The organism is Cupriavidus basilensis (assembly GCF_008801925.2).
In the GTDB taxonomy this organism is placed as follows: domain Bacteria; phylum Pseudomonadota; class Gammaproteobacteria; order Burkholderiales; family Burkholderiaceae; genus Cupriavidus; species Cupriavidus basilensis.
This window is the reverse complement of record NZ_CP062803.1, coordinates 1,664,911-1,682,618: the sequence shown is the minus strand read 5'-3', so window position 1 is coordinate 1,682,618 and position 17,708 is coordinate 1,664,911. Positions and strand designations below refer to the sequence as shown.

At 65.6% G+C, this 17,708-nt stretch carries 14 protein-coding genes; 10 read left to right on the top strand and 4 right to left on the bottom strand.

Translation table 11 applies throughout. From position 1 onward, the window contains the following. Positions 1-33: 33 nt before the first annotated feature. Both F7R26_RS07625 and F7R26_RS07620 read right to left on the bottom strand, forming a co-directional pair. Entirely contained in the window at positions 34-3,141 is a 3,108-nt protein-coding gene (locus F7R26_RS07625) for an efflux RND transporter permease subunit (protein WP_150990610.1), read from the bottom strand. Between the two features lie 8 nt (positions 3,142-3,149). Next, entirely contained in the window at positions 3,150-4,253 is a 1,104-nt protein-coding gene (locus tag F7R26_RS07620; protein ID WP_241754504.1) for an efflux RND transporter periplasmic adaptor subunit, read from the bottom strand. Between the two features lie 615 nt (positions 4,254-4,868). Between F7R26_RS07620 and hpnD the strand changes: the two genes are divergently transcribed. The 3 genes from hpnD to F7R26_RS07605 all read left to right on the top strand — a co-directional run bounded on the left by hpnD (position 4,869) and on the right by F7R26_RS07605 (position 8,049). Next, a complete protein-coding gene (gene hpnD / locus F7R26_RS07615; RefSeq protein ID WP_150990614.1) occupies positions 4,869-5,705 on the top strand; it encodes a presqualene diphosphate synthase HpnD in 837 nt (278 codons plus the stop codon). A gap of 79 nt (positions 5,706-5,784) precedes the next feature. Continuing rightward, positions 5,785-7,059, top strand: a complete 1,275-nt coding sequence (locus F7R26_RS07610; RefSeq protein ID WP_150990616.1) for a Zn-dependent hydrolase — start codon at positions 5,785-5,787, stop codon at positions 7,057-7,059. A gap of 93 nt (positions 7,060-7,152) precedes the next feature. Continuing rightward, positions 7,153-8,049, top strand: coding sequence for an SMP-30/gluconolactonase/LRE family protein (locus F7R26_RS07605; RefSeq protein ID WP_150990618.1), 897 nt, complete (start codon positions 7,153-7,155; stop codon positions 8,047-8,049). A 118-nt stretch (positions 8,050-8,167) separates the two neighbouring features. On the opposite strand, the gene F7R26_RS07600 is transcribed toward F7R26_RS07605, so the two are convergent. After that, positions 8,168-8,509, bottom strand: coding sequence for a hypothetical protein (locus F7R26_RS07600; protein ID WP_241754449.1), 342 nt, complete (start codon positions 8,507-8,509; stop codon positions 8,168-8,170). Between the two features lie 255 nt (positions 8,510-8,764). Here F7R26_RS07600 and ompR point away from each other — a divergent pair, with 255 nt between their 5' ends. The 7 genes from ompR (at position 8,765) to F7R26_RS07565 (ending at position 17,142) form a co-directional block, all read left to right on the top strand. Then, positions 8,765-9,487: an osmolarity response regulator transcription factor OmpR gene (gene ompR / locus F7R26_RS07595; protein ID WP_006576352.1), complete on the top strand. Its 723-nt coding sequence runs from the start codon at positions 8,765-8,767 to the stop codon at positions 9,485-9,487. Between the two features lie 13 nt (positions 9,488-9,500). Continuing rightward, on the top strand, positions 9,501-10,850 hold the full coding sequence (locus tag F7R26_RS07590; RefSeq protein WP_150990620.1) for a sensor histidine kinase: 1,350 nt from the start codon (positions 9,501-9,503) through the stop codon (positions 10,848-10,850). A 184-nt stretch (positions 10,851-11,034) separates the two neighbouring features. Beyond that, a protein-coding gene (locus F7R26_RS07585) for an IS3 family transposase (protein ID WP_241754329.1) occupies positions 11,035-12,584 on the top strand; the annotation gives its coding sequence in 2 pieces (ribosomal slippage) (positions 11,035-11,521 and positions 11,521-12,584; 1,551 coding nt in all). Positions 12,585-13,509: 925 nt separating this feature from the next. Further along, on the top strand, positions 13,510-14,811 hold the full coding sequence (gene tcuC, locus F7R26_RS07580) for an MFS transporter (RefSeq protein ID WP_150987629.1): 1,302 nt from the start codon (positions 13,510-13,512) through the stop codon (positions 14,809-14,811). 299 nt (positions 14,812-15,110) lie between these two features. Further along, positions 15,111-15,659 (top strand): peroxiredoxin, encoded by a 549-nt coding sequence (locus F7R26_RS07575; protein WP_150987631.1) that lies wholly within the window; start codon positions 15,111-15,113, stop codon positions 15,657-15,659. A 141-nt stretch (positions 15,660-15,800) separates the two neighbouring features. Then, positions 15,801-16,322, top strand: coding sequence for a carboxymuconolactone decarboxylase family protein (locus F7R26_RS07570; protein ID WP_006155913.1), 522 nt, complete (start codon positions 15,801-15,803; stop codon positions 16,320-16,322). A gap of 238 nt (positions 16,323-16,560) precedes the next feature. After that, complete coding sequence (locus F7R26_RS07565) at positions 16,561-17,142, top strand: GNAT family N-acetyltransferase (RefSeq protein ID WP_150987633.1); 582 nt, start codon at positions 16,561-16,563, stop codon at positions 17,140-17,142. 27 nt (positions 17,143-17,169) lie between these two features. On the opposite strand, the gene ispF is transcribed toward F7R26_RS07565, so the two are convergent. Further along, positions 17,170-17,679 (bottom strand): 2-C-methyl-D-erythritol 2,4-cyclodiphosphate synthase, encoded by a 510-nt coding sequence (ispF, locus tag F7R26_RS07560; RefSeq protein ID WP_150987634.1) that lies wholly within the window; start codon positions 17,677-17,679, stop codon positions 17,170-17,172. Between the last annotated feature and the right edge of the window lie 29 nt (positions 17,680-17,708).

Sequence of the window (17,708 nt, the reverse complement as noted above, 5' to 3'; positions counted from 1 at the left end):
GGTTCTGCCGCCGGAGCACGCCCGGGCGCGCGCTCAGCGTGCCGGCACCGCCCCGCCCGGCGCCTTGACCCTGAACCACGCCGCATACAGCGCCGGCAGGAACAGCAGCGTCAACGCCGTGGCAATCACCAGCCCGCCCATGATGGCGACCGCCATCGGCCCCCAGAACACGGAGCGCGACAGCGGGATCATGGCCAGCACGGCCGCTGCCGCGGTCAGGATAATGGGGCGGCAGCGCCGCACGGCGGATTCGACGATGGCATCCCACACCGTCTCGCCGGCACGGATGTCCTGCTCGATCTGGTCGACCAGGATCACCGAGTTGCGGATGATCATGCCGAGCAGCGCGGTGATGCCAAGCTGCGCGACAAAGCCCATCGGTGCGTTGAGCAGCAGCAGCGTGGCGGCCGCGCCAATCAGGCCAAGCGGCCCGGTCAGGAACACCATCAGCGAGCGCGAGAAGCTGTGCAGCTGCAGCATCAGCAGCGTGAAGATCAGGAAGATGCACAGCGGCAGCTGCGCGGCAATCGACGCGCCGGCCTTGCCGCTTTCTTCTTCCGCTCCGGCCACCGTAATGCGGTAGCCCGCCGGCAGCTGCGCGCGCAGCGTATCCAGCTTGGGATTGATCTGCGCCGTCACGGTAGGGCCCTGGATGCCTTCGACCACGTCGGCCTGCACGGTCACGCCAAAGTCGCGGTTCTCGCGCCAGATCACGCCCGGCTCGGAGCGAAAGGCGATGCGCGCGACCTGGGTCAGCGGCACCACGCGGCCGCTGGCGGTGGGCACCTGCACGTTCTGCAGGTCGGACATGGCGTCGCGCTCGTTGCGCGGCGCGCGCATCAGGATATCGATCAGCTTGTCGCCATCACGGTATTGCCCCACCGCCACGCCGGTCAGCACCGTCTGGGTCACCCGCGCAATCGCGGTGGTGCTGACGCCGAGCGCGCGCGCGCGGTCCTGGTCGATGTCCAGGCGCAGCACCTTGACGCTCTCGTTCCAGTTGTCGTTGACCCCCACGGTGTTGGGGTTGGCGCTCATCACCGCCCTGACCTCGTCAGCCAGCTTGCGCACGCCGGCGGCGTCCGGCCCGATCACGCGAAACTGCACCGGATAGGGCACGGGCGGGCCATTCGGCAGCAGCTTGACGCGGCCGCGCAGCTGCGGGAAATCGCGCGCCAGCAGGTCCACCACGCGTTGGCGCACCCGGTCGCGCAGCGCGACTTCGGCCGGCATCACGATCACCTGCGCCACATTGGTCTGCGGGAAGATCTGGTCCAGCGGCAGGTAGAAGCGCGGCGCGCCGCTGCCGACGAACGTGGTCAGGCTGGCAATCTCGCGGTCCCCGCGCAGCGCGGCCTCGAAGCGCTTGGCCTCGGCCTCGGTCTGCGCAAAGCTGGTGCCCTCCGGCAGCCACAGCTCGACCATCAGCTCCGGCCGGCTTGAGTCCGGGAAGAACTGCTTCTCCACAAACTTGAAGGCGTAGAGGCCGAGGCCAAAGGCCACCAGCGTGATGGCGATCACCGTCTTGCGCCACGTCACGCACCAGTGCACCAGGCGGCGAAAGCGGTTGTAGAACGGCGTATCGAACACCTCGTGCTGCTCGCCCTCGCCGGCGGGCCGCGCCTTGAGCAGCAGGTAGCCCAGGTAGGGCGTGAAGTAGACCGCGGCCAGCCACGACAGCACCAGCGCCATCGCGGTCACGGCGAAAATGGCGAAGGTGTACTCGCCCACGGTGGAGCGCGCCAGCCCCACCGGCAGGAAGCCCGCGGCGGTGATCAGCGTGCCGGTCAGCATCGGCATGGCGGTGGAGCTGTAGGCGAAGGTGGCGGCTTCCATCTTGGAGAAGCCCTCCTCCAGCTTGCGCACCATCATCTCCACGGCGATGATGGCATCGTCGACCAGCAGCCCCAGCGCCACGATCAGCGCCCCGAGCGATATCTTGTGCAGGCCGATGCCAAAGATGTTCATGAACAGGAACGTGACGGCGAGCACCAGCGGAATGGTCAGCGCCACCACCAGGCCCGGGCGCACGTCGATGCGCAGCGGCTTGGTATGCAGCCCGAGCGAGACAAAGCTCACGCCCAGCACGATCACCACGGCCTCGATCAGCACGTGCACGAACTCGCCCACCGACCGCTCCACGGCCTCGGGCTGGTTTTGCACCTGGTCCAGCTCGATGCCGACCGGCAACTGCCCGCGCAAGCCGTCCATCGCGGCACGCAGGTTCTTGCCCATGGCGATGATGTCGCCGCCGCGCTCCATCGAGATGCCCAGCCCGATCACCTCCTTGCCCTGGAAGCGCATCTTGCTGGCCGGCGGGTCGACATAGCCGCGGTACACATGGGCGATATCGCCCAGGCGGATATTGGCAATGCCATTGGGGCCGCGCAGCACCAGGTTTTCCAGGTCGGCCACGTTGGCGAACTGGCCCGACAAGCGCACCTGCAGATTGTCCCCCGGGGTCACCAGCACGCCGCTGGCGGTCATGCTGTTTTGCTGCGAGATCTGGTCGGCGATCGCGTTGATGTCCAGCCCGAGCTGGGCAAAGCGCGCCTGGTTGAATTCGATGTAGACCTTCTCGTCCTGCAGCCCGATCAACGACACCTTGGCGACGGCCGGCACACGCAGCAGTTGCTGGCGCACGAGGTCGGCGTACTCGCGCAGCTCCTTGTAGTTGAAGCCGTCGGCCGAGAGCGCGTAGATGGAGCCATACACGTCGCCGAACTCGTCATTGAAGAACGGCCCGCGCACGCCCGGCGGCAGCGTCTGCGCGATGTCGCCGACCTTCTTGCGCACGGTGTACCAGATCTGCGCGGTATCCTTGGCCGGCGCGGTGTCCTTGAGCTGGAAGATCACCGTGGTCTCGCCGGGCTTGGAGAAGCTGCGGATCTTGTCGGCGTAGGGGACTTCCTGCAGCTGGCGCTCGATCTTGTCGGTGACCTGCACCGCGATCTGCTCGGCGGTGGCGCCGGGCCAGAAGGCCTGCACCACCATCACCCGGAAGGTGAACGGCGGGTCTTCGTCCTGACCGAGCTGGAAAAAAGCAAAGAGCCCGCCCAGCAACAGCACCACCAGCAGGTAACGGGTCAGCGGCTGGTGCTCCAGGGCCCAGCGGGACAGGTTGAAACGGGAATGATCCATGCCGCGCCCTAGTTGCGCACGGCCGGCGCGGGCACCACGGCCTGCAGCGGCTTGACCTTCTGCCCGGGCTTGAGCAGGTGCACGCCCGCGGTGACAATGGTCTGGCCGGGCGACAGCCCCTGCCTGACCTGGATCTCGTTGCCCTGAAGCTCGCCCAATGTCACGTTGACCGGCTGCACGGCGCCCGTTGCCGCGTCATACACCCAGACCTGGTTGCTGCCCTGCTTTTGCAGCAGCGCGGAGAGCGGCACCCGCAGCGCGGCGGCGTCGCCGGTACGGGTGAAGGTGACCACGGCGGTCATGCCGAACTTGAAGTCGGCCGGTGGATTGGGCACGCTGATGCGCGCCGCGTAAGTGCGCGTCACCGGGTCGGCCATTGGCGAAATCTCGCGCACGCGGCCCGGCAGCGGCCGGCCGGGCTCGGCCCACGTGCGCACGGTAACGTCGGAGATGCCGCGCAGGCGCTCGACCTGATCCTCCGGCAGGCCAACCGCGACCTCCTTCTCCGCGGTTTGCGCCACCCGCACGACCGACTGGCCGGCCGCCACCACCTGGCCGACTTCGGCCTCGATCAGCGTCACCACGCCATCGGCGTCGGCGGCGAGCACGCCGTAGCCGGTCTGATTGGATTGGTTGCGCAGCCCCGCCTCGGCCTGGCGCAGGCGGGAGGCGGCGGAGTCAAAGGTGGCCTGGCGGCGTTGTTGCTCGGCCGCGCTGATGAACTTCTTGGCGAACAGCTCGTTGTAGCGCTTCAGATCGGCCTCGGCGAGGTCGCGGTCAGTCTTGGCCGCGTCGTACTGGGCCCGCGAGCCGGCTTCCGCCAGGCTGAGGTCGGTGGGGTCGAGGCGGGCAAGCGGCTGGCCCTTGCGCACGGTGGCGCCCACGTCGACCAGGCGCGCGGCAATCTTGCCGCCCACGCGAAAGCCCAGCCGCGACTCGATCCGGGGCCGCACATCGCCCGAGAACTCGACCTCTGTCTTGCCCGCCCCCGGCTGCAACTGCATCAGGCGCACCGGGCGGATCTCTGGCGTCTTTTCTGCCTGACGGCTGCAACCCGCCAGCGCTACCCCGGCAAGCAGCAGCAGGCTCACCAACGCGCCACGACCGCGCATGCGCAAGCCGGCCGCGAATGCATTCGCGCCGGAAAGCGTGGAAAAAGACACTTCGATGGCCACAACTTCCGGCCCGGGACAAGGCACTGGCATGAGTTAAGCGTTAGATCGGTGGCACTGTTGGGGTGGCACTGCTGGCACTGTTGGCACTGCGGCAGGCACGGCGTGGAGCGGGGCGATTAATAACTCGCCGGTCAGTAATGTAACGGCGTGAAGCCGAAAGCGTCAAATGGCGCGCGCAGGGGAATGCCGGAAACGCACTTTTCAAACACGGGGCCCACCGTGAGTCCCAAGGCGGGCGCAGGAATCGCGCCGGGCGCGGCCAAATGCCGCAGCGCAGGATATCCGCGCGGGCCGAAGTGCACGACGGCGCCCTCGCCCCTGGCCGTTGCCGCCGGGAGGGCGATGCTACAATCCGGCCCGTCGCCCGCGCTGCCTTGCCCCCGTCGTGGAATGGCTTGACGACTGGAAATCGCGGCTCTTGGCACGGCCCCTTGGCTGGCGGCGCATCGCGCCAACTCGCCACACCGGCTGCCGCGCGCCGGCCAGGTTGCCGCGGCGACAGCGCAGGCATAAAGCCCCCATAGCCCCCCATTTCACCGACCCGAGCCCGGCGTGACGCCCGATCAGTATTGCCAAGAGAAAGCCGCGCAGAGCGGCTCCAGCTTCTATTACAGCTTCCTGTTCCTGGCGCCCGAGCGGCGGCAGGCCATTACCGCCCTCTATGCCTGGTGCCGGGAGGTCGACGATGTCGTGGACGACACGCAAGACGCCAGCGTGGCCTATCAAAAACTGGCCTGGTGGCGCAACGAGCTCGCCCAGATGTTCAATGGCGCGCCAACCCATCCCGTGACCAAGGCGCTGCAGCCGCACGCGCAAGCCTATGGGCTGACCCAGGCGATGTTCAACGAAGTGCTCGAAGGCATGGAGATGGACCTCAACCAGTCGCGCTACCTGGATGACATTGCGCTCGCGCGCTATTGCCATTGCGTGGCCGGCGTGGTCGGCACCATGAGCGCCCGGATCCTAGGCCACACGGATCCGCGCACGCTCGAATACGCCGAAAAGATGGGCTTGTCGCTGCAGATGGTCAATATCCTGCGCGATGTGGGCGAGGATGCCCGGCGCGGCCGGATCTACCTGCCGGTCAACACCCTGCAGCGCTTCCAGGTGCCGGTCTCCGAGGTCAACCAGGCCACGCACTCCGATCGCTTCGTCACGCTGATGCGCCACCAGGCCGAGCAGGCCCGCACGCTGTACCGCGAGGCGCTGGCGCTGCTGCCCGCTGCCGACCGCCGCGCCCAGCGCGCTGGCCTGGTCATGGGCGCGATCTACCAGACGCTGCTCGACGAGCTGGAGGCGAGCGAGTTCCAGGTGCTGAACCAGCGCATCTCGCTCACGCCCATGCGCAAGCTGTGGGTTGCGTGGAAAACGTGGATGCGCAACCGCTGAACGCCACGTCCTGCCTTTTGCACCGCTACCTGCTTTCACTGCCTTCACTGCCTTCGCTGCCTTCTCTGCCCGAGCTGCCATGACCCAATCCGCCTCCTCCCTCCTCCCGCTAGGCCAGACCATTCTCGACCAGGCCGCGGCGCTGGCCCGCTTCTCGGATATGGAAGGCGGCCTGACCTGCGCCTACCTGACCCCGGCCCACCGCGCCGCGCAGGCCCAGCTGGCGGCATGGATGGAGGCGGCGGGCATGCAGGTCCGCATCGACGCCATCGGCAACGTGATCGGCCGCTACGCCGCCGATCCTGCCGTGGGCGAAGGCGCGCGCGTGTTGATGACCGGCTCGCACTTCGACACCGTGCGCAACGGCGGGCGCTATGACGGCCGGCTTGGCATCCTGCTGCCCGTGGCGGTGGTTGGGGCGCTCAACGCGGCGGGCATCCGCCTGCCCTATCACTTCGAGGTCGTGGGCTTTGCCGAGGAAGAAGGCCTGCGCTTCAAGACCAGCTTCCTGGCCAGCAGCGTGCTGGCCGGCCGCTTCGACCCGGCCCTGCTGGACCGTGCGGACACCGACGGCGTGACGCTGCGCGAAGCCCTGGCCGCCTCCGGCCTGCCGGGCGCGGGCGGCGTCGATGCGCTGCGCGCCGCGGCGGTAGACCCCGCCACCCTGCATGGCTTTGTCGAAGTCCATATCGAGCAAGGCCCGGTCCTGCTGCACCACGGCCTGCCGCTTGGCGTGGTCACGCAGATTGCCGGCAGCAGCCGCTTCCAGGTCCGCGTCGAGGGCCTGGCCAGCCATGCCGGCACCACGCCCATGACCCTGCGCAAGGATGCCGCCGCGGCGGCGGCCGAGATGGTGCTGCTGGTGGAGCAGCGCTGCGGGCAAGTGCCGACGCTGGTAGGCACGGTGGGCCAGCTGCAGGTGCCCAACGGGTCGAGCAACGTCATCCCCGCCGAATGCGTGTTCTCGATGGACATCCGTGCCGGCGAAGACAGCATCCGCGAAGCCGCCATTGCCGACATCGTGGCCGGCATCCAGGCCATCGCCGAGCGTCGCGGCCTTAGCGCCGGCGTGGAACGGGTGACCCCGGTCAACAACGCGCCCTGCGCGCGCTGGCTGATGGACCAGTTCGGCGCGGTGCTCAAGAAGCGCGGGCTGGACGCGTTCGAGCTGCCCTCTGGCGCCGGCCACGACGCCATGATGATGCAGCGCATGACCGATGTGGCGATGCTGTTCGTGCGCTGCGGCAACGGCGGCATCAGCCACAACCCGCTGGAAACCATCACGGCCGACGACGCCCAGCTCGCGGCCGAGGTCTTCGTCGACTTCCTGCGGCATTTCCAGCCCCGCGCCTGACCCCCACCGCGGCGCGCTTGCGGTCCCGGCACAAATCGTATTGGATGTAGGCACACCAATCACAAGATCGAAAGATCACAACGGAGACACTGCATGGCGCACCGCGAACTATCGGTCCTGACCGAGGGGCACACCTTTCTGGAAGGACTGCGCTGGCACGATGGCCGGCTCTGGCTGTCGGATTTCTACACCCACCGGGTGATGGCGGTGAGCCTGGATGGCGCCGTCGAACAGATCGCCGAAGTGCCGCAGCAGCCATCCGGCATGGGATGGCTGCCGGACGGGCGCCTGCTGATCGTCTCCATGCGCGACCGCAAACTGCTGCGCCGCGAGCCGGACGGCAGCCTCGTGGTACATGCCGACCTGTCCGGCGTGGCCAGCGGGCACGTCAACGACATGGTGGTGGACCAGCACGGCCGCGCCTATGTGGGTAATTTCGGTTTCGACCTGATGGCCGGCGCCCCGATGCGCACCGCGAGCCTGGCGCGGGTCGACCCGGATGGCTCGGTGAGCGTGGTGGCCGATGGCCTGTTTTTCCCCAACGGCTCGGTCATCACGCCGGACGGCAAGTCCCTGGTGGTAGGCGAGACCCTGGGCAATCGCATCTCGGCCTTCGATCTGCACGCCGATGGCTCGCTGGGCCCGCGCCGTGACTGGGCCCTCTTCGGCAGCCAGCCCGCCGGATCGGATCTCGGCCAGGTGCTGGGCGGCGCGAAGGTGGCGCCGGACGGGTGCGCCCAGGATGCGCAAGGTGCGCTCTGGGTGGCTGATGCCATCGGCAATCGCGTATTGCGGGTGATGCCGGGCGGGCGCATCGATGAGGAGATTGCCTGCGGGACGGGCATTTTCGCCGCCGCCCTGGGTGGGCCGCGTGGCACCACGTTGTTCCTGGCCGCCGCGCCGAATTTCGACGAGGCGCAGCGGCGCGCTTCGCGCCTGGGCCATATCCTGATGACGGAAGTCGAAGTGCCACACGCCGGCCTGCCATGAGGCTATGCGGCTGCGAGGCTATAAGGCGATGGGGCTACGGCGCTGAAGTAGGACGGACGCCGATATCGCGCTCGCCGCGCCGCGTGTCAAGCTGCACGCATGTGCGCCTGCCTGGTCCCTAGCCGCCCTGGTACATCTCCCGCCCGAGTTCGTACAGGTTCTGGCGCAGCTTGCGCCGCTCGTCGGGTGAGAGCTTGTCGTTCGGGGAAGCGTGGGGCAGGCGCTCGTTCATGTCACGCTCGGCGCGGTACTTTCCGGCGCGCGCTCGCGCCTCGTCCTGGCTGTAGCGCTCGCGCTCGTTGCGCGGGGCAGCCTCGCGGGGTGCCGGCTTGCCAGCGCCCGGGAACAAGTGCGCCATGCCGGGTGATTGCGGGTACCCCGCACTAGCGGCAAGCAGCAGCGCAACCGTCGCGCCGGCGCGGGAAAGGGTATGCCCGGCGCGCTTGCAGGTGACTTTCATTGATAATGGCGGTTTGGGCTTCGGAAACGGTGGTTACAGGACCGCCGGAAGCCGGACATCCAGTAGCCCCGCCTCGCCACGTCATGGCAGTGAACTACACGGCGGACGCCCACGAAATCCCCGCGGGACTGGCTACGGAAACGGTATGCGGCAGTTTAAACGCAGGGTGGATGCGTGCCTTCATACCTCGGGGTAAAGTATGTAACCTTTTGTTAAGCCATTTTGACCGAAAGCGTTTGTCGCTAAGATACCGCCATGGAAAATACCAGTCACAAGATTCTCGTCGTAGACGACGACCCCCGTCTGCGCGACCTGCTGCGCCGTTACCTTGGCGAACAGGGCTTCACCGTACTGGTAGCTGAGAACGCCACCGCGATGAACAAGCTCTGGTTGCGCGAGCGTTTCGACCTGCTAGTGCTCGACCTGATGATGCCCGGTGAAGACGGCCTGTCGATCTGCCGGCGCCTGCGCGGCGCCAACGACCAGACGCCCATCATCATGCTCACCGCCAAGGGCGAGGACGTCGACCGCATCGTCGGCCTGGAAATGGGCGCCGACGACTACCTGCCGAAGCCCTTCAACCCGCGCGAACTGATCGCGCGGATCCACGCCGTGCTGCGCCGCAAGGGCCCCGCCGAAGTCCCCGGCGCGCCGTCGGAAACCCCGGAAACCTTCGCCTTTGGCGATTTCGTGCTGAACCTCGCTACCCGCACGCTGACCAAAAATGATGAGGAGATCACCCTGACCACCGGCGAATTCTCGGTGCTCAAGGTCTTCGCCCGGCATCCGCGCCAGCCGCTGTCGCGCGAGAAACTCATGGAAATGGCGCGCGGCCGCGAGTACGAGGTATTCGACCGCAGCCTGGACGTGCAGATCTCACGGCTGCGCAAGCTGATCGAGCCTGATCCGGGCAACCCGCGTTTCATCCAGACGGTCTGGGGTCTGGGCTACGTCTTCATCCCAGATGGCGTGAAGTAAGGCGCCGCGCATCGTGGCGACTGTCATCAGCCGCACGGCTACGCGCCTGTTCGGTTCGCTGTTCTGGCGAACCTTCATGCTGATCGCCCTGTTGCTGGCGATCTCGCTGGGTATCTGGTTCCAGAGCTATCGGCTCTTCGAACGCGCGCCGCGCGCCCAGCAGATCGCCATGCAAGTGGTCAGCGTGGTCAAGCTCACGCGCGCCGCCCTGCTCTATTCCGATCCCGCGCGGCGGCGTTTCCTGCTGCTCGACCTGGTGCAAAACGAGGGCATCAAGGTCTACCCGCGCGAGAAAGACGACGATTTCTCCGTGCCCACGACGAACCCCTTCCTGACCCAGCTGGTGCAGCAGGAGATTCGCAGCCGGCTCGGCGAAGGGACCGTGATCGCCACCACCGTGAACGACATTCCCGGCGTATGGGTGAGTTTCGAGATCGAGGGCGACGATTACTGGGTAGCGATCAGCCCCGAACGGTTCGAGCGCGTGCCCGGCATCCAGTGGCTCTGGTGGAGCATCGCCGCGCTATTGCTGTCGATCATCGGCGCAGCCTTTATCACGTCGCTGGTCAACCACCCGCTCAAGCGGCTGGCCAACGCGGCACGCGCCATCGGCGGCGGCGGCGACCCGCCCACCCTGCCTGAGCACGGCGCCAGCGAAGTGGCGCAGGCCAACCACAGCTTCAACCAGATGGTGCGCGACCTTCGCCAGCTCGACGACGACCGCGTCGTCATGCTGGCCGGCATCTCGCACGACCTGCGCACGCCGCTGACGCGCCTGCGGCTGGAAACCGAGATGTCCCCCGTGGATAACACCACGCGCGAAGCCATGATCGCCGACATCGAACAGATGGACGCCATCATCGGCCAGTTCCTCAACTACGCCCGCCCCGCGCTGGAAACGGTCGAACCCGTCGACCTGTCCGCACTTGTGCAAGACGCCGTCGGCGTCTATGGCGCGCACGACGACGTACGCGTCCATGTCCGCGCCGGCGACCCGGTCATGGCTGTCGCCAACCGCATGGAAGTCCAGCGGATCCTGGACAACCTGGTCGAAAACGCCCGCCGCTACGCCAAGGACGAAGACAACGGCGTAGCCGTGGTCGAGATCAGCACCCGCATCGAAGACAAGGAAGCCGTGCTGACCGTGGCCGACCATGGCAGCGGCGTGCCGGAAGCGCAATTGCCCTTGCTGACCCGGCCCTTCTACCGGCTCGATGGCGCACGCAGCGAAGCCAAGGGCGCCGGGCTGGGGATGTCGATCGTTAATCGGATCTTGCAGCGAAATGGGGGGAGGTTGATGTTGGCGAATCGGCCGCCGCCGGCGACGGGGTTGGTGGTTAGTGCGTTTTTCAGGCGGGCGTAGGTTGATGGGCTGGCTGCAATGGCTTAGCTGCTTAGCTGCTTAACTGCTTGACTGCAAAGTCAAAGGCAGTTTCACCGCCCCTGCGGGGCGGCGACCTACTTTTTTGTCTTGCCCTCCATGTCAGGATACTTGTCGTCTCCGTCTCCTTGGTGAAGCAAAATGGAGGGCGGTGTGCGAATAGGTGATGACACGATATGCAATCGAGCATCGGGAATGGGTGGTGGAGCAGATGATGCCGCCGCTGAACCGGTCGATAGTGGAGTTGGCCAAGGCCACAGGGATCACGACAGTGACCTTGCGGACTTGGCGCAGGATGGCGAGAGAAGCAGGAAGAATTGTGCCGGGTGACGGAAAGCAGAGTGATCAATGGTCCAGCGCGGACAAGTTTCGCGTTGTGTTGGAGACAGCGCCGCTAAGCGAAGCGGAGCTGTCGGAGTACTGCCGCGCAAAGGGCATCCGGGCGGAGCAGATTCAGCAATGGCGTGAGGCGTGCGAGCAGGCCAATGCGGCTACCCCCGTCAAGCGAACGTTGGCGCAGCGGCGGGAAGACGAAGCGGCGCGTGGGCGAGTGCGTGAGCTGGAACGCGAGCTCAAGCGCAAGAATGCGGCGCTGGCGGAGACGGCGGCACTGCTGGTCTTGCAAAAAAAAGCCGCAGCGATCTGGGGACGGGACGAGGAAGACTGATCAGCACCCCGGATCGCTTGGAAGCCATAGAGTTGATCGATGAAGCCGTAGGCGCCGGGGCCCGTCAGGCGAAGGCGTGCGAGGCGCTTGGTTTGACCGAGCGGACCATGCAGCGCTGGCGGCATGCCCCCGCCGACGGGCGGCTTGAAGCGCGTCGTGATGCACCGGCCAACAAGTTCAGCGAATCAGAACGGCAGGCGGTGCTGAGGGCGGCGAACCAGCCAGGTTATGCGAGCCTGACGCCGCACCAGATCGTGCCAAAGCTGGCGGATGAGGGCATCTACGTGGGATCGGTATCGACGATCTACCGGGTGCTGCATGAAGCGGGACAAAGCCGTCGGCGTGGCCGCAGCAAGGCCCCGTGCACGCGCCCGCTGACGACGCACCGGGCCACGGGTCCGAATCAGGTGTGGTGTTGGGACATCACCTGGCTGCCGACTACGGTCAAGGGCAAGTTCTTCTACTGGTACATGATGAAGGACATCTACAGCCGCAAGCTGGTAGCCAACGAGGTGCATGAGAGCCAGACGGCTGAGCACGCCAGCCGCCTGCTGATGCACGGCTGTTTGCGGGAGCAGACAGCGGGTCGTCCGCTGGTGCTGCACTCGGACAACGGCAAGGCCATGAAAGGGGCCACCATGCTGGCAGCAATGTATGACCTAGGGGTGGTGCCATCCTACAGCCGGCCCAGGGTGAGTAACGACAATGCCTATGCCGAAGCGCTGTTCCGCACGGCGAAGTACTGCCCGATGTGGCCGGAACGCCCGTTCGATAGCCTGGAACAAGCGCGTGACTGGGTGCTGCGCTTCGTGCGCTGGTACAACGACGAGCACCGACACAGCAGCCTGAAATACGTCACGCCCAACCAGCGGCATCAGGGCACAGCCACCGCTCTGTTGGCGCAGAGAACGGCACTGTATGAAGTTGTGCGCGCCCGGAATCCGCAGCGTTGGACCACGGGCATCCGCAACTGGGAACTACCAGATGCTGTGTACCTGAACCCGGAGCGAGCGCAGCAAAACGGACAGAATTACAAGCAAGCAGCGTAACGGCTGAGGCGACAACTACCTTGACACACGCCGCTTGCCAAAAAAGTAGGCAAAAAAGGCGCGCCGGATGGGGCGACACCCCCTCGGGATTTCACGAAAAGAGCGGCCGGGACCCAAACTCGCATCGCCTTAAGGCGATACTCAGACATGGGTCCCTCTTCTCCGCTCTTTTCGTGAAATCCCGAGGCGGCCCATACGGCCTTGGTACACCTCCACGGCTCGCTTCGCATCGCGCTCCTGTGTTTCCCGCCCCCAGGCGGGAAACACGGCAGAACCAGTGGTCGTGGGGATCAAATCACCATTCGGTGTAGCCGTGATTGCCGCCCCCCAGGCGGCAATCACCCGCCCGCGATGCGCAGCGAGCCGTCTGGGTTTTCATCTCCCGTTATGGGGCGCCTCGTCGGCAGGCAAAAAGAGCGGAAACGAGGGGGCCATGTCTGAGCATCGCCCTAAGGCGATGTGAGTTTGGCCCCCGGCCGCTCTTTTTGCCTGTCGACGAGGAGGTTTTCGCCCCATCCGGGTCGCTTCTTTGCCTACTTTCTTGGCGAGACAAGAAAGTAGGTCGCCTCCCCGCAGGGGAGGTGAAACGGCAGTTGAAGTTGACGTTAAGCCGTTGCACATAAAGTCGCACTCACAGCACCCCCAAGTTACCGCAAAATCACCCCACCCCCGTACTAACCCTAATCCCCCATCCCCCCTTCATCTCACTGACAGGCTTTCGACAGCGTTTGATATCAAACTGAAAGCCATTTGACAGCGTAATGACAGCCCCCCCGGCGCAAACTTGCCGCCGTTAGCAGCACCCCCAAAGACCAAGCCCAGACAAGGCCATTTCCCGGAAAAAGGGAAGCCGCCCCCCTCTGGCGCCCGATCAAAATCAAGCCACCGGAACCAACCGGCGGCAACTGCGAGAGACACCAGCAACATGTCAAGCTCCCCCTCCCAGCAACACGGGTTCCGCACCGTGTTCCGCGTTGTCAGCGGCAACTTCCTGGAAATGTACGACTTCATGGTGTACGGCTTCTACGCCGCCGCCATCGCCAAGACGTTCTTCCCCAGCGGCAACGAGTTCGCCTCGCTGATGCTCTCGCTCGCGACCTTCGGCGCGGGCTTCCTGATGCGTCCGCTTGGCGCCATCATCCTGGGCGCGTACATCGATCACCACGGCCGCCGCAAGGGCCTGATCATGACGCTGGTCCTGATGGCGCTCGGCACCCTCCTGATCGCCTGCGTGCCGGGCTATGCGTCGATCGGCGTGGCCGCACCGTTGCTGGTGCTGGCGGGCCGGCTGCTGCAGGGCTTCTCGGCCGGCGTTGAGCTGGGCGGTGTGTCGGTGTACCTGGCGGAAATCGCCAAGCCCGGCAAGAAGGGCTTCTACGTGGCGTGGCAATCGGCCAGCCAGCAGGTGGCGGTGATCTTTGCTGGCCTGCTCGGCGTGGTGCTGCACTCGATGCTGTCGCCCGAGGAAATGGGCGAATGGGGCTGGCGCATTCCGTTCCTGATCGGCTGCCTGATCGTGCCGTTCCTCTTCCTGATCCGCCGCTCGCTGGAAGAAACCGAAGAGTTCAAGACCCGCAAGCATCGCCCCAGCATCAGCGAGATCTATCGCTCGATGCTGGAGAACTGGCGCATCATCGTGGCCGGTTGCATGATGGTTGTGATGACTACGGTGTCGTTCTACATGATCACCGCGTACACGCCGACCTTCGGCAAGACCGTGCTCAAGCTCGATGACGTCGACAACCTGATCGTCACCATGTGCGTGGGGCTGTCCAACTTCATCTGGCTGCCGCTGATGGGCGCCTTGTCGGACCGCGTGGGGCGCAAGCCGCTGCTGGTGATCTTCACCATCCTCACATTGCTGACGGCCTATCCGGCGGTGTCCTGGCTGGTGGCGGAGCCGTCGTTCAGCCGCCTGCTGATGGTCGAGCTGTGGCTGTCTTTCCTGTACGGCAGCTACAACGGCGCGATGGTGGTGACCCTGACCGAAGTGATGCCGCCCGCGGTGCGCACGGCGGGCTTCTCGCTGGCGTATAGCCTGGCCACGGCCCTGTTCGGCGGCTTCACGCCGGCCATCTCGACGTACCTGATCCACAGCACCGGCAACAAGGCCGCGCCTGGCCTGTGGCTGATGTTTGCCGCAGCATGCGGGCTGATCGCCACGCTGGTGATCTTCCGCGGCGGACGGCAGCATGCCTACGTCGAGCCCGCGGCCAAAACCGCCTGAGGTTCACGAGGGCGGCCCTGCTGGGGTAGACTCGCAACTCCGGCAGGGCAGCTGCGAACACCGCGGCTGACATCGCGCGGCAATATGACGGCGCCAACATCACTAACCGGCGCCCGCGCGCCGCCGGCAACGCGGCTCCCCGCGCTTGGCTATCGGGCTCTTTGAGAATTTCAATTAGCCCCGCCCTCCGGGGATGACGCATAATCCATGTTCGTTGCGCGGCAGCCTGGCCTTATCCGCTGGTGATGGCCCGGCTTGCGGCGCGAGCGTCTCTCTTCAACCGTATCCAGGAGCAGTCTATGAAGACCGTTGGTGACAAGATCGAAGCCTTCCACGTCGTCGGTGTCAAGCCGGGTTTCAACAACCACGAAGAGAACGGCCAGTCGGCCTTTGAAGACATCACCGAAAAGTCGTTCGAAGGCAAGTGGAAGATCATTTACTTCTACCCGAAGGACTTCACCTTCGTGTGCCCGACCGAAATCGTTGCTTTCGCCAAGCTCAACGGCGACTTCGCCGACCGCGACGCGATCGTGCTGGGCGGCTCGACCGACAACGAATTCGTGAAGCTGGCATGGCGCCGTGAGCACAAGGACCTGAACAAGCTGGACCAATGGCAATTCGCCGACGTGACCGGCTCGCTGATCGACCAGCTGGGCGTGCGTGACCAGGTTGCCGGCGTCGCACTGCGCGCCACCTTCGTCGTCGATCCGGACAATGTCATCCAGCACGTGTCGGTAAACAACCTGAACGTCGGCCGTAACCCGGACGAAGTGCTGCGTATCCTCGACGGCCTGCAAACCGACGAGCTGTGCCCGTGCAACCGCGCTGTTGGCGGTGCCACGCTGTAAGCTGTCGACCAGCTGACATGCTGCACAAACTGCCGGTGAGAGATTGCCGGCGCTTTGTGACGATCTGCGCGCCGGGCTTTGGCCCGCGCCTCAAAACCCGCCATGGCGGGTTTTTTGAGACCTTACCGATAGGAGATTTGTATGGAATTCCTCAGCACGATTAAAGGCCTTATTCCTGACTACGCCAAGGATATCCGCCTGAACCTCGACGGCACCATCGCGCGCTCCTCGCTCGAGGGCAACGATGCGGTGGCCGTGGCGCTGGCCGCGGCGTTTGCCGCCAAGAGCCGCGTGATCGTCGACGCGATCCGCAACGCGGGCGTGCTCTCGCCCGAGGAAACCAATGCCGTGCTCACCGCCTCCGCACTGATGGGCATGAACAACGTCTGGTATCCGTTCGTGGAAATGGCAGACGACCAGGATCTCGCGACGCAGCCGGCCGGCCTGCGCATGAATGCGTACGCCACGCACGGCGGCGTGGACAAGCGCCGCTTCGAGATGTACGCGCTGGCCGCGTCCATCGTCGGCAAATGCCATTTCTGCATCAAGTCGCACTATGCGCTGCTCAAGAACGAGCAAGGCATGACCGCGCAGCAACTGCGCGACGTGGGCCGCATTGCCGCCGTGGTCGTGGCGGCTGCCAACGTCATCGCGGCGGAATAAGGCAGTATCAGGCCGTATCGAGGGCTTGCAGGCGGCATGCGCCGGCCCGGCACGGCCTGCATGGTGCTTCCGGTACTTCCCCGAAAGCCCCGCCGCGCAAGGCCGGCGGGGCTTGCCCAGCATGCCGCGAGCGTCAGCGCAAGCCTGTTGCCAACGCGCCAAGTCGGTAATTCACTGACTGCATTTGTGCACCGAAGGGCCTACAATCCAGCAAGGTCACAGCCTTCGCCCCCCTGCCATGAGCACCCTTCCTTCGCATACCTCCCCCCGCTTTCACTACCGCCTCGCCACCGTGCAGGACTGGGGTGACATTGCCGCCGTGACCCAGCAAGCCTATGGCCAATATGAGCTGGAGATCATGGAGGACTGCCGCGAGTCCTTCCAGCAAGGCATGAAAGCCGTGCTGGCCGCGTCGACTTCGGAAATGGAATGGTGGGTGGCGGAAACCGATCACGGCATCAGCGGCGCGGTGTTGTTCTGCCATCCCGGCGCCACGTTGCAGGCGCTGGACGGCAGCACCATCACGCTCGCCTTGCCGGAAGCCCGCTTGCTGGCCGTCAGCCCGCAGGCACGCGGACTGGGGCTTGGCCGCACGCTGATGCAGGTCTGCATACAGCGCGCGCGCGATATCGGCGCCAGCGCGCTGCTGGTGCGCACCATGCCGGAAATGAAATCCGCCAACCAGTTGTGCCAGCAGATGGGTTTTGTCAAACGCACCGAAGCCGGTGCGCGCTCGGGCCCGATGGCCCGGCTGATCGACTACCTCTACGCGCTCCCGCCCGAACACGCTGGCACAACCGGAACGGCCGCCAGGAGCTGAGCGCCTGCCGCGCCCAGCTCCCCCGCATCAATCCTGAGGGGAGACGATCGTGCCGCGCCAGATCAGCACCACGGCTTGCGCAACGATACCTTCCTGACGCCCCTCGAAGCCCAGCTTCTCATTGGTCTTGGCCTTGACGTTGCAACTGGCGGCGGCCAAGCCCAGGTCCTCCGCCAGGTTCGCCACCATGGCGCCGATATGCGGCGCCAGCTTCGGCGCCTGCGCGATCACGGTCGCATCCACGTTACCGATTTCATAGCCTGCCTCGCGCACACGCCGCGCGGCCTCGCGCAGCAGGACGCGGCTGTCCGCGCCGGCGAAGCGCGGATCGGTGTCAGGAAAGTGACGGCCAATGTCGCCCAGGCCAGCCGCGCCGAACAGCGCATCGGTGATGGCGTGGAGCAGCGCGTCCGCATCGGAATGGCCCAGCAGGCCGCGGTCGTGGGGAATGTCCACGCCGCCCAGGATGAGCTTGCGGCCCGGCACCAGCGCGTGCACGTCATAGCCTTGGCCGACGCGGATATCGAATGGGGTCATGGGAGCAATTCTCCTTCAGGATCGGAACG